Raw genomic sequence first — 12,279 nt, 5'->3', positions numbered from 1 at the left:
AATGTCTATTGTAATGAGTGTTAATGCAGGAAGTTCATCTTTGAAGTTCCAGGTCTTCAAGATGCCAGAAGAAGAAGTCTTGGCACAGGGAAACGTTGAGCGAATCGGTTTAAAAGATTCAATCTTTGGAATGAAAGTAAATGGAGAAAAGTTTGAGACTGTACAGGATATTGAGGATCATGCACAAGCCGTAGAACATTTGATCAATGCTTTGATCGAACACAAGGTCGTAAACAGTTTGGATGATATCAAAGCCATCGGACATCGTATGGTTCATGCAGGTGAGTATTATGCTAAATCTGTACCAGCAAGTCAGGATGTTGTAGATAAGATAGAAGAATGCAGCGAATTAGCTCCACTGCACAACCCAGCTGGTCTAACAGGATATTTTTCATTTAAGAAAGCTTTGCCAAACTGTTCTCATACTTTTGTATTTGATACAGCTTTCCATCAAAGCATGCCTGAAGAAAACTACATCTATCCGATTCCATACGAATATTATACAAAAGACAAAATTCGTCGTTATGGTATGCACGGAACAAGTCATATGTATCTAACATATCGATTGGCTGAGATCTTAAACAAACCTGTTGAAGAAATGAATATTATCACTTGCCATCTAGGTAATGGTGCCAGCATTACAGCTGTTAAGAATGGTAAATCATTTAAAACATCTATGGGATTTACACCTTTATCAGGAATCATGATGGGAACTCGCAGTGGAGACATCGATCCAGCTATCGTTATCTATCTTCAGAAAAAATATGGTTATACACCAGATGAAGTAGATAACATCTTAAATAAAAAATCAGGTATGTTAGGAATTAGCGGTATTTCCAGCGATGGACGTGATGTTGAAAAAGCAGCAGATGAAGGAAATGAAAGAGCCATTCTTACTCAGAAAATGTATGTTTCAAGAATCGTTGAAACTGTAAGTGGATATTATGGATTAATGGGTGGCGCTGATGCTATCGTATTTGCTGGTGGTATTGGAGAAAATGATTGGAAAATGCGCCAAAAGATTTGCGATGGTTTAAAAGTTTTTGGTGTAGATGTTCCTGTTGAATTAAATGAAGGCATTCGTGGAAAAGAAGCAAAACTATCTAGTGATGCCAGCAAGATGCAAGTATGGTTGATTCCTACAAATGAAGAATTAATGATTGCACGTGATGCTTATAAGGACTTGGTAAACAATGCCTAATTGGCTAATCGATTTAATTGAACAACATTCAACCATCGTATTATTTCGCCATGTGTTTCCAGATATGGATGCTCTGGGTTCTCAATTAGGATTTTCTTTATGGCTAAAGAATCGTTATCCTCAAAAACAGATATATTGTTTAGGTCAGAACAATTCTCTGTCGAATAAACTAGGGTTTCAAATGGATGAAGTGACGGAAGATGTTTTAAAAGATTCTTTAGGAATTATTTTAGATACATCCAATGCATCTCGTGTAGATGATCAAAGATTTACTCTTTGTAAACAAACATGCCGAGTCGATCATCACGTTCAAGTTGAATCATTCTGTGATCAAGAATGGATCGATGATCATGCAAGTGCAACGTGTGAGATGTTAGCTTTATATTTTGATCATATTCAAGCTTATTTGCCAAAACAAAGTGCCCAGTTGATTTATGAAGGGCTAATTGCGGATAATATTCGTTTTACGATCTCAACGGTCAGAGAACAAACCTATGATGCTGCTAAGTATCTTTATTCACAAGGTGTGGATGTGATCGAAGCAGAAAGAGTTAACTTTAACAGCTCTTTATTAGATTATCAATATGAAACTCTTGTTCGTAAGCATGCAACTGTTTCAAATAAGTTTATGTATGCGATCATTGATCAAAAAGAATATGAAGAAGCAGGACTTACTTTTTCTCAAGCTAAAGAGAAAGTATATGTTCTAAGTGGCATTGATGAAATTGAAATTTGGGCCTTATTTACACAAATGGAAGATGGCATTCACTATAGTGCTTCTTTACGTTCAAGAACGATTCCAATTCGTGATGTCGCTGTGGAATATCATGGTGGTGGTCATGAATGCGCCAGTGGTATCAAAAATCTAACACTGGATCAAGTTCATGAAATTATTGATATATTATCAAAGCGAAGCTAGTCTTCGCTTTTCTTTTGACCAATTTTCCATTTCAACAACCGTTTAGAAAATGCTAACAAATTTATTTAATTAATATGGTTTAATTTAATTGAGGAGGTGATTCCTATGAAAAAAGGATTGATGCTTCTTAGCTTATGTTTGGTTTTGGTTGGTTGTGCAACATATAATGTTTCTGAAGTTGATCAATCTGAAGAAGTTATTGAAAAATCAACGATCCAATGGTATGAGCACAAACAGAAAAAGAGGAATTCTTTTTATATGCATTAGGTGGTGGACGTAATGGTTTTGTCTATGATATCAAGATAAAAGAAAATATCCAAACAATGTATTTTAAATTTTATCAATATATAAATGGGGAATGGATTAGTCATTATAAGAGTGAAATTGAAATTCAATAATATACAAAACCAATTGAAATTTCAATTTTGGGAACATGTGAAAGCCGAGTCATACTTGGTATGACTAATAAAAACTTTGCGAGCACTTATCACCATATAGATATTGAAAAGAATAAAAAGACTTATGGGGTAAATTATGTTTCACAAGTAGACGAAATAGGAACTGTTGATTTAGATGTAACCAAGGAAACACCAGTATTTGCATATTGTTGTTATCCACAGGATAAGGACGTAAGACCAGAACTAGATGACTTCTATAATTTAGACAAAGTTAGAAGTACAATAGGAGAAGATGAAGATTATTGGATCTGGACCATTTCATTCGAATAAAAAAGGGGCGTTAACTCTATAGTTAGCGCCTTTTAAAGTATGTCTTGTATCTTTATTTCTGGTTTTTGACAAGGATAGTTTTCTAGATATTCTATGACTTGATTTGTAAGGTATGTTGGTGTGCTTGCTCCACTTGTAATGGCAATTCGCCAGGCTTCATGTAGGTCATCAACATTGAGTTCATTAACATCATTGATACGTATTACTTGTTTTATCTCTGCTTTTTTTCCTATGTTGGCTAATTGTTTTGTATTGTTGCTGGAAGGATCTCCAACGACGATCAAAGTATCAATGTTCTGGTTTTTTAAATCAAGGATGGCTTGTTGGCGAATTCTTGTTGCGTTGCATATTTCATCATGAAATTCAGCCTCAGGATATGCTTGCTTGATCGCATCAAACAGGAACTGGATATCAAAAATTGACATTGTTGTTTGATTGGTCACAAAGATTGGTTCTTGGATACCATTTGGAATGTCTTCTTCTTTTTCAATAAGATAGATCTTATTACTTGTTGAATAGATGGCTTCTGCTTCAGGGTGGCGATATTTGCCGATATAGAAGATCACAAATCCTTCTGATAGTTTTTGTTGGATGATCTTTTGTGTTTGAAGGACGAAAGGACAGGAAGCGTCAATGATCTTTAATCCTTTATTCAATGCTTTTTGTCGAACGTCTTGGCTGATGCCATGAGCTGTAAAAATTACGATACCTTCTTCAATTTGATCTAAGAGTTCCAATCTTGTTTTACTTTTATCTTCAATAGTATCTAACTTATCGTAAGACAAAGCTTTTTTTACATATTGATTGTGGACAAGATTGCCTAAAATTGTTATTCTAGAGTCTGGATTTTCAAGTCTGGTTTTTTTTGCGATGGCAATTGCCTGTAAAACACCGCCACAATATCCTTGAGGATCTACTTTAATAATTTCAAATGTTTTCATGTAAATATTATATATGAATTCGTTTCTTTGGTAAATGAATTCGGTTTGTGGGATAATAAAAAAGGAGGCGTAATGATGGAACGTATTCAAGAGATAATGAAATTGGAGCACTTTAAAAAGTTAACTCCAATTCAGGAAAAAGTTGTTAATAGAAAAAACAAACATCGAGACTTAATTGGTATTTCTAGTACGGGATCAGGTAAGTCACATGCTTTTTTCATGGCTATTTTTGAACAGTTAGACTTTGAAAAGAATGAAGTACAGGCGGTTATTTCTGCTCCAACACGTGAACTAGCGTTTCAGTTACATGAACGTTGTAAGAAGATAGCGGCTTACTTTAATGTACGCACAAAACTGGTAACAGGAGGAATGCAGAAAACAAGTGGGTCAAAACATGTTCCTCAGATCGTTATTGGCACACCTGGACGTATGAAAGATCTTTTCTTAAAAGATAAAACATTACGTCTTGATACAGCTAAAATTGTTGTGGTTGATGAAGCCGATATGACATTGGAATTTGGTTTCTTGGAAGATATTGATAGGATCTTATCTAAAATGGATAAAAAAGTGCAGATGATGGTCTTTAGTGCAACGATCCCTGAAGGACTTCAACCATTCTTAAGAAAGTATTTATATGATCCAGAATTAATTCAGATTGATACAAATGATGAATTTCAATCAGATGTTACACACTTCTTAGTGCCATGTAAGCATAAGACCTATGAACAAAAGATATTGGATGTATTGCCTGTTATTCAACCATATGTATGTTTAATTTTTGCCAATACAACGGAACAAGCTTCCAGCATGGCCAATACATTACGTGAAAATGGATATGATCTTGTGGAACTGCACAGCGGTTTAGAATCAAGAGAGCGTATGCAGGCAATTAAAATGATTCAATCTCAGAAGAAAAAATATATTGTAGCCAGCGATATTGCATCAAGAGGAATTGATATTGAGGGAATTACACATGTTATTAGTTGTGGTTTCCCAAAAGATCTTAAATTTTATATTCATCGTGCAGGCCGAACAGGTCGTGCTAAACGTGATGGACAATGTATTGCCCTATATCGCCCAGAAGATAAACGCGCTATCGATACATTGACAAAAGATGGAATTGTTTTTGAACATAAGGATGTAAAAAACAATGAATGGATCGATTTGAAACCTTTAGAACATAAAGCTGTTAAGAAAAAAGATCCGCTAAAAGAGGATATTGAAAAAATTGTCAAAAAGAAAAATAAAAAGGTAAAGCCAAACTACAAGAAAAAACAGAAACAGGAAATAGAAAGACTTCATCGTAAACAACGTAGAGCTATGATCAAAAAGGATATTCAAAGACAGAAAAAAGAACGCGCAATGGAAAAACAGAGAGCGAAAAGGGAAGGATAAAATATGTTGTATTTAGGAAGTCATGTTTCTTTAAAAGCACCCGATTATTTCTTAGGTTCGATCAAAGAGGCGTTAAGCTATGGAGCCAATGCATGTATGATCTATACCGGTCCTCCTAGCAACACGCGTCGAGTTGATATTTCCAAGATGAAGGTTCAAGAAGCTAAGTCATTAATGGAAGAAAGTGGAATGAAGATGAAAAATATCATTGTTCATGCTCCATATATCATAAACTTAGCCAATTCTATGAATCCTGATACAGCGAAGTTTGGTGCTGAATTTTTAGCACAGGAATTAAAACGAGTATCGTATCTAGGTGCTTCATATCTTGTCTTACATCCTGGAAGTCATGTTAAGGCAGGTGCCGAGGTTGGATTACAATGGATCATAGATGGCTTAAACGAAGTATTAGATCAGGATGATTCAAACGTTTGTATTGCCTTGGAAACAATGGCAGGAAAAGGTAGTGAATGTGGTCGTAATTTTGAAGAACTTGCGATAATTAAAGCCGGAGTTCATAAATCGAATCGTATTGGATTTTGTATGGATACTTGTCATATTCACGATGCGGGTTATGATTTAACTAACTTTGATTCTGTATTGGATGAGTTTGATCGAATTTTAGGATTGGATAGCTTAAAAGTCTTACATATCAATGACTCAAAAAATCCGATTGGTGCGCATAAGGATCGTCATGAAAATTTAGGCAAAGGATATATTGGATTTGATATCTTAGCGCAAATCGTTCATCATCCTCGTTTAGATAACATTACTAAGATCTTAGAAACACCTTATATAGATGGAAAAGCTCCATACAAGGAAGAAATCGAACAATTAAGAGCCATAAAGCCATAGATTTTTATCTGATGGCTTTTTTATATAAAATCAATGTATTTATTAATGGATTTCTTAAGAAAATCTTTATTAACGGACCCTTGTATATATTTCTATTTGTGATAGAATTCACGTATTAGAGGTGTTGTGATAATGAATAAAATTATTAAGTTCTTAAAATCAAAAACATTTTATATCGCCTCTGCTCTGTTGATTCAATTGATTGCATTATTTTTACTGGTAACATATTTTTCACAGCGATTTGTTGGGATTTACTATATACTAGTGCTTTTATCTTGGATCGTGTCTTTACGAGTCATCAATCGCGAATCGGATACAAGTTCAAAAATGTTATGGATCTTATTGATCATGTCACTGCCATTCTTTGGAGGTCTTGTTTATCTTCTATTTGGAGAAAGAAAGATTCCAAAAGCTTTGATGATACAAGATAGACAAGCCTATTCAGATTATAAGATTTATGCGACAAGAAATATCGAATTAATGAATGAATCACATGAAGATGATTATGTTTTAGATAAAATGGTATCTATGGCATGGTCTAATGGTTTCTTTCCTGTTTATAAAAACTGCAAAACGATTTATTTTCCAAGTGGAGAAGAGCAGTATAAGATGTTTATTGAAGAATTGGTGAAAGCCAAAGATTTTATCTTTATGGAATTTTTCATCATTAATAAAGGTGTCATGTGGAATACGATCCTACAGATCCTTCTAGATAAAGCCAGTGAGGGTGTAGATGTACGTTTGATTTATGATGATGCTGGCAGCATTACCTATCTAGATCCTGATTATCCAGATTGGCTGAATGCCAGAGGAATCAAAACACATTTGTTTAATCCAATGAAGCCACAGTTAGCTATGCAGATGAACAATCGAGATCATCGTAAGATCTTGGTTATTGATGGTAAAGTAGCTTTTACAGGTGGATGTAACATTAGTGATGAATACATCAATACTAAAAAAAGGTTTGGATATTGGAAAGATATGGGTATTATGATCAGTGGAGAAGCGGTTGAAATGTTTACAATCTCTTTTTTACAGATTTGGAATTATCAGGCAGAAACTAATACGCCATATGAGGAGTTTTTGTTACCACACAAAAAAACAAAAGTACCTTATAACGGATATGTGATTCCGTTCTCAGATTCTCCTACTGATGAAAATGATACAGGAAAATTGATGCACTTGAATATGATCAACTGTGCGCAAGATTATTTTTGGATCACGACCCCATATCTGATCTTAGATCAGGAAATGATATCAGCTTTAACACTTGCCATCAGCAATGGTGTAGATGTGCGTATCGTCGTTCCAGGCATTCCAGATAAAAAGATGGTTTATGAAGTTACGAAGGCCAATTTTGATATCTTGATCAAAAAAGGTGTCAAGATCTATGAATATACACCAGGCTTTATTCATGGAAAGGTTGCCTTGGCAGATGATCGAAGTGCCTTAGTAGGAACTGTTAATATGGATTTTAGAAGTTATTATCTTCATTATGAATGTGGTGTCTGGGTACATGATGTAGATTGTATTAAGGATATCAAGGATGACTTTGAAGAAATCTTTAAAGCAAGTCATTTAGTTACATTGGAAGAATGTATGAAGACAAATTTCATTGTCCGCACATATCGAAATGTATTAAAAGTATTTAGTCCAATCTTATAAGATCGCTAAATGGCGATCTTTTGAGTTTATAAAAAAAACGCATCGTGTAGATGCGTTTATTCATTGATCATCTTTTTAGGATCGACGTAAAGGTCGAACTCTTCTTCACTTAAATAACCTAACTCTAGAATTGCTTGTTTTAACGTTAGATCGTTCTTATAGGCGTATTGACTTGCCTTTCCGGCTTTTTCATAACCAATGACTGGGTTTAAACATGTTACCAACATTAAGGAGTTATGAAGGTTTTTCTCCATTTCAGTTTGATTGGCTTTTAATCCAGAGAGGCAATGTTCATTAAAGGAATGGATTGCATCACTTAAAAGCTGGATACTTTGATCCATATTATAGGCAATCAAAGGCATAAATACATTTAATTCAAAGTTTCCCTGGCTGGCTGCGATGCCAATCGCAGTATCATTTCCCATAACTTGAACGGCTACCATTGTTAAGGCTTCACACTGTGTTGGATTGACTTTACCAGGCATAATGGAACTACCTGGTTCATTGGCAGGAATATCGATTTCATGAATACCACATCTAGGTCCACTGGCAAGCCATCGAATATCGTTGGCAATCTTCATGCAGTTGGCTGCAAGAGCTTTAAGTGCACCACTGACAAAGACACAGGCATCTTTACTAGTAAGGGCATGAAATTTATTTGGATCGGGTCTAAATGGAATGTTTGTGTGTTCCTGCAAGATTGAACAGATAATTTCATCAAATCCTTTTGGACAATTGATACCAGAACCAACAGCGGTAGCCCCACAGGCTAGTTCATAAACGTAATTTAAGCTGTTTAGGATTTGATTTTTACTATGTTCGATCATTGAACGATAACCACTTAATTCTTGTGAGAAATAAAGTGGGGTAGCATCTTGAAGATGGGTACGTCCGATTTTGATGATTCCTTTATTTTCTTCTTCCAGCTTTTTGAAGGTTTCGATTATTTCATCCAGCTCTAGGATCAAATCTTCCAAGATCTTTTTGGCAATCATGATATGCAGGGCTGCCGGGAATGTATCATTTGAGCTTTGTGAACAATTCACCGTATCGTTAGGATGGCAAAGATTTTTTTCAGCTCTTTCATTAGCCATCATACTGATCACTTCGTTGACGTTCATGTTTGTTTGTGTTCCTGAACCTGTCTGCCATACTTTTAATGGGAATTGATCCATATGTTTCTTTTCTTCAATTTCTTTACAGACTTTCATGATGTGCTTGCATTGCTCCTGAGTAATCTTGTTGAAATGCAGGTTTGCCTTGGCACAGGCACTTTTTAGGATCGCAAAGCTTACAATCATTGATTCAGGCATTGTTTCATAGCCAATTTTAAAGTTTTCAATGCTTCTTTGAGTCTGGCTTTTCCAATATTTGTCGGCCTCTACTTGAACTTGCCCCAGGCAATCTTCTTCGATACGATATTTGTTCATACAAATCCTCCTTGTCTTTGTATAATATACCATTTTTTTTGAGCTTTGTCTTTTCAATATGATAGAATGATACTAGCAAATAAAGGAGATATGAATCATGAGAATGAAAGAACCTTATGAGGCTTATTTAGATGATTATGATATTTTAAATGTGTATATGTCCAAGAACTTTTTTAATGGAAGCAGTCGCATCTTCCATTTAAAAGATACACAAGATCACATTATTCCTTTGACTATTCAATCAATGAGCGATCTATATAACGGATATACGCATTATCGATTATCGATTAATGGGATGATCAATGTTGGTGAGGAATATACGTTATATGATGAGCACTGTAAACGAGCTGTTTGTCATTATTCACATATTGTCAAAACCAATCGATTTAACGATGAATTCTTTTATGATGGAAATGATCTTGGATGCTTATATGCTCCAGCTGTAACGACATTTAAGCTTTGGTCTCCAGTGGCTTATCGTATTCAGCTTTGTCTAGAATCAGATGGCAAACGTGAAATCTATGAAATGGAGAGAAAAGATAGAGGAATCTATGAGGTTCGTGTCAACAAAAATATTTCAGGTTATCATTATACATTTATGGTGCGAACCAATGGTCAATGGAATGAGACCATTGATCCATATTCTTCTTTCTGTAACCAAAATGGTTTGGCCAGCGTGGTAGTTGATCCAAATACTTTGTCTATACCACAAAAAATCAAATTAAAACCAATGAAAAAAGCAACAGATGCGATCATTTATGAAGCGAGTATCCGTGATATGACATCACAAGCCAATATTGGTGTTGATCATCCAAAAAAATTTGTAGGATTTACGGAAGAAAATGAAAAAACGCGTGCTTTAAATACCGGTTTTTCGTATTTAAAGAGCCTTGGTATCACTCATGTTCAACTTTTACCGGTATTTGATTTTGGCAGTGTTGATGAAGTGTATCCAAATATCTTTTATAACTGGGGCTATGATCCAGTGGCGCATCGCTGCCTGGAAGGGTATTATTCCACCAATCCTAAAGATGCACTATGTCGAGTAGAAGAGTTTGCTCAACTCGTTCAAAATTGTCATATGGCCGGTATACGAGTTAATTTGGATCTTGTATTCAATCATGTCTATGAGAAAGAAAATTATCCTTTAGAAAAACTCGTTCCAGATTATTATTTCTTGATGAATCAACAAGGAGAGTTTTCCAATGGCAGTTATTGCGGCAATGACATTGATACCCAGCAAAGGATGTCACATAAATATTTTGTCGATACCTGTAAAAGAATCGTGGAATGGTTTGATATAGATGGATTCCGTTTTGATTTGATGGGAATCTTAGATGTTGATCTTGTGAATGAAATTGAGCAGGAGTGTCGTAAGCTAAAACCTGATTTTATGGTCTATGGCGAAGGATGGAACATGCCTAGCTTTTTGTCGGAAGATCGTCGAGCAAGTCAATTAAATCAACATAAGATGGAACATGTAGGTCATTTCAATGATTATTTTAGAGAGCATATTCGAGGCTCGAATGGTGAATTAGAAAGAAAAGGGTATTCGAATGGCGCTGTTGAAATGATTGAAGCGGCTTCTCATGCCTTATGTGGTTGTGTAGATATTGGATATTATGACAACATGGAAAAGACAATCAATTATGTGGAGTGTCATGACAATCATACGTTATGGGATAAAAACAGGGTTTGTTGCCGAGAAGAAGGAAGAGAAATACGTGAAAAACGTCAAGTTCTTGCCAATGCGATGGTGTTGTTAGCACAAGGAGTTCCTTTACTTCACGCTGGGCAGGAATTTGGTCGTACCAAACAAAATCTAGGCAATTCTTATAATCGAAGTGATAATTATAACTGTATCGATTATCAAAGACGAGATATTCATATTAAAATCGTGAATGATACTAAAAAGCTCATAAGTATTCGTAAAGAACATGAATGTTTCCGTTTAAGTACAAAAGAAGAATTGGAAAATGTATCATTTAATGATATCGAAGGTTCAGCTTTGGTTTATTATACTAAGAAAGATGATGATAGCTGTGGTGTCATTTTTAATCCAACGAATCGTTATTTTAACTATGATCTTAATGCCGCTGCAAGGATCTTGTTTGACAATGGACAATGCAATTCTAGCAATACCAACAAGATATTGGTGGCTCCGTACAGTGTTATTGTTTTTAAATTTTAAGCTTAAGCATAAATAAACTTGATGAATTTTTGTGTAAGATTTATAATAGATAAAACTTAAGAAAAGGAGACGTTTATGGCAAAATTTTTTGAAGAACCATCAAGAACTTTTAGTGAGTATTTATTGATTCCAGGTTATACATCTGAGGATTGTACCCCTGATCGAGTGAGTTTAAAAACTCCAATCGTTAAATTTAAAAAAGGGGAAGAACCTTCTTTGAGCATGAATATCCCTATGGTATCGGCTGTAATGCAGGCTGTCAGTGGAGAGGAAATGGCATGCGCATTGGCTAGAGAAGGTGGAATCAGTTTTATCTTTGGCAGCCAGTCTGTTGAAAGCCAGGCGGCTATGGTTAGAAAAGTAAAAGCGACAAAAGCTGGCTTTGTAGGCAGTGATTCAAATATTTCTCCAGAGGCAACACTTGCCGATGTAATTGCCCTTAAAGAAAAAACAGGTCATTCTACGATGGCAGTTACAGATAATGGGGAAGCGGATGGAAAACTTGTAGGTATCATAACAAGTCGTGACTATCGCATCACCCGAATGGATAAGGCAACAAAAGTAAAAGAATTTATGACACCATTTGAAAAATTGATCGTAGGTAAAGAAGATATTTCATTATCTGAAGCAAATGATTTGATTTGGGATCATAAATTGAACCAGCTTCCAATCGTAGATGATGAACAACATTTAAAAGCGTTTGTGTTCAGAAAAGATTATGAATCACATAAGGATAATCCAAATGAACTATTGGATGCGGATAAACGCTATATCGTTGGTGCTGGTATCAATACACGTGATTATGAAACACGTGTTCCTGCTCTAGTAGATGCTGGTGTAGATATTTTATGTATTGATTCAAGTGAAGGATATTCTGCATGGCAGGCAAATACAATCAAATGGATTCGCGAAAAATACGGAGATACAGTAAACAAGATCGCTGAAATGCGTGTA

Annotated in this window: 11 protein-coding genes; 9 read left to right on the top strand and 2 right to left on the bottom strand. The window is 35.2% G+C overall.

All coding sequences use genetic code 11. From position 1 onward, the window contains the following. Nucleotide 1: 1 nt before the first annotated feature. The 4 genes from HMPREF0367_RS05010 (at nt 2) to HMPREF0367_RS05000 (ending at nt 2,848) form a co-directional block, all read left to right on the top strand. Nucleotides 2-1,201, top strand: a complete 1,200-nt coding sequence (locus tag HMPREF0367_RS05010) for an acetate/propionate family kinase (protein WP_035401798.1) — start codon at nt 2-4, stop codon at nt 1,199-1,201. Beyond that, nucleotides 1,194-2,120 (top strand): DHH family phosphoesterase, encoded by a 927-nt coding sequence (locus HMPREF0367_RS05005; RefSeq protein ID WP_035401796.1) that lies wholly within the window; start codon nt 1,194-1,196, stop codon nt 2,118-2,120. Before HMPREF0367_RS05010 ends, HMPREF0367_RS05005 begins: the two co-directional genes overlap by 8 nt. Nucleotides 2,121-2,225: 105 nt before the next feature. Beyond that, nucleotides 2,226-2,387 carry a hypothetical protein gene (locus HMPREF0367_RS10415; protein ID WP_154654089.1) on the top strand — a complete coding sequence of 54 codons (162 nt, stop codon included), beginning with the start codon at nt 2,226-2,228 and terminating at the stop codon, nt 2,385-2,387. Between the two features lie 191 nt (nt 2,388-2,578). After that, complete coding sequence (locus HMPREF0367_RS05000; protein WP_035401793.1) at nt 2,579-2,848, top strand: hypothetical protein; 270 nt, start codon at nt 2,579-2,581, stop codon at nt 2,846-2,848. 32 nt (nt 2,849-2,880) lie between these two features. Here the strand turns inward: HMPREF0367_RS05000 and ispH are convergent, their stop codons facing one another. Next, a complete protein-coding gene (gene ispH / locus HMPREF0367_RS04995; protein WP_035401790.1) occupies nt 2,881-3,789 on the bottom strand; it encodes a 4-hydroxy-3-methylbut-2-enyl diphosphate reductase in 909 nt (302 codons plus the stop codon). Nucleotides 3,790-3,864: 75 nt separating this feature from the next. On the opposite strand from ispH, the gene HMPREF0367_RS04990 reads away from it, so the two are divergent. The 3 genes from HMPREF0367_RS04990 to cls all read left to right on the top strand — a co-directional run bounded on the left by HMPREF0367_RS04990 (nt 3,865) and on the right by cls (nt 7,704). After that, nucleotides 3,865-5,184: a DEAD/DEAH box helicase gene (locus HMPREF0367_RS04990; RefSeq protein WP_248660664.1), complete on the top strand. Its 1,320-nt coding sequence runs from the start codon at nt 3,865-3,867 to the stop codon at nt 5,182-5,184. Nucleotides 5,185-5,187: 3 nt separating this feature from the next. Next, nucleotides 5,188-6,039 carry a deoxyribonuclease IV gene (locus HMPREF0367_RS04985; RefSeq protein ID WP_035401783.1) on the top strand — a complete coding sequence of 284 codons (852 nt, stop codon included), beginning with the start codon at nt 5,188-5,190 and terminating at the stop codon, nt 6,037-6,039. 132 nt (nt 6,040-6,171) lie between these two features. Continuing rightward, nucleotides 6,172-7,704 (top strand): cardiolipin synthase, encoded by a 1,533-nt coding sequence (gene cls / locus HMPREF0367_RS04980; RefSeq protein WP_081683637.1) that lies wholly within the window; start codon nt 6,172-6,174, stop codon nt 7,702-7,704. 56 nt (nt 7,705-7,760) lie between these two features. Here the strand turns inward: cls and HMPREF0367_RS04975 are convergent, their stop codons facing one another. Continuing rightward, nucleotides 7,761-9,134, bottom strand: a complete 1,374-nt coding sequence (locus HMPREF0367_RS04975; protein WP_035401780.1) for a class II fumarate hydratase — start codon at nt 9,132-9,134, stop codon at nt 7,761-7,763. 97 nt (nt 9,135-9,231) lie between these two features. On the opposite strand from HMPREF0367_RS04975, the gene pulA reads away from it, so the two are divergent. Continuing rightward, complete coding sequence (pulA, locus tag HMPREF0367_RS04970; RefSeq protein ID WP_035401777.1) at nt 9,232-11,325, top strand: type I pullulanase; 2,094 nt, start codon at nt 9,232-9,234, stop codon at nt 11,323-11,325. 75 nt (nt 11,326-11,400) lie between these two features. Beyond that, on the top strand, nt 11,401-12,279 hold an 879-nt coding region (locus HMPREF0367_RS04965), incomplete at its 3' end, for an IMP dehydrogenase (RefSeq protein WP_035401774.1).

Source organism: Faecalitalea cylindroides ATCC 27803 (assembly GCF_000469305.1).
Classification (GTDB): domain Bacteria; phylum Bacillota_I; class Bacilli_A; order Erysipelotrichales; family Erysipelotrichaceae; genus Faecalitalea; species Faecalitalea cylindroides.
This window is presented reverse-complemented; position numbering and strand designations above follow the sequence as displayed.

Excerpts from the sequence above, each read along its gene's own strand:
- HMPREF0367_RS05010 (WP_035401798.1), top strand. The coding sequence starts at position 2 with ATGTCTATTGTAATGAGTGTTAATGCAGGAAGTTCATCTTTGAAGTTC.
- HMPREF0367_RS05005 (WP_035401796.1), top strand. The coding sequence starts at position 1,194 with ATGCCTAATTGGCTAATCGATTTAATTGAACAACATTCAACCATCGTA.
- HMPREF0367_RS10415 (WP_154654089.1), top strand. The coding sequence starts at position 2,226 with ATGAAAAAAGGATTGATGCTTCTTAGCTTATGTTTGGTTTTGGTTGGT.
- HMPREF0367_RS05000 (WP_035401793.1), top strand. The coding sequence starts at position 2,579 with ATGACTAATAAAAACTTTGCGAGCACTTATCACCATATAGATATTGAA.
- ispH (WP_035401790.1), bottom strand. The coding sequence starts at position 3,789 with ATGAAAACATTTGAAATTATTAAAGTAGATCCTCAAGGATATTGTGGC.
- HMPREF0367_RS04990 (WP_248660664.1), top strand. The coding sequence starts at position 3,865 with ATGGAACGTATTCAAGAGATAATGAAATTGGAGCACTTTAAAAAGTTA.
- HMPREF0367_RS04985 (WP_035401783.1), top strand. The coding sequence starts at position 5,188 with ATGTTGTATTTAGGAAGTCATGTTTCTTTAAAAGCACCCGATTATTTC.
- cls (WP_081683637.1), top strand. The coding sequence starts at position 6,172 with ATGAATAAAATTATTAAGTTCTTAAAATCAAAAACATTTTATATCGCC.
- HMPREF0367_RS04975 (WP_035401780.1), bottom strand. The coding sequence starts at position 9,134 with ATGAACAAATATCGTATCGAAGAAGATTGCCTGGGGCAAGTTCAAGTA.
- pulA (WP_035401777.1), top strand. The coding sequence starts at position 9,232 with ATGAGAATGAAAGAACCTTATGAGGCTTATTTAGATGATTATGATATT.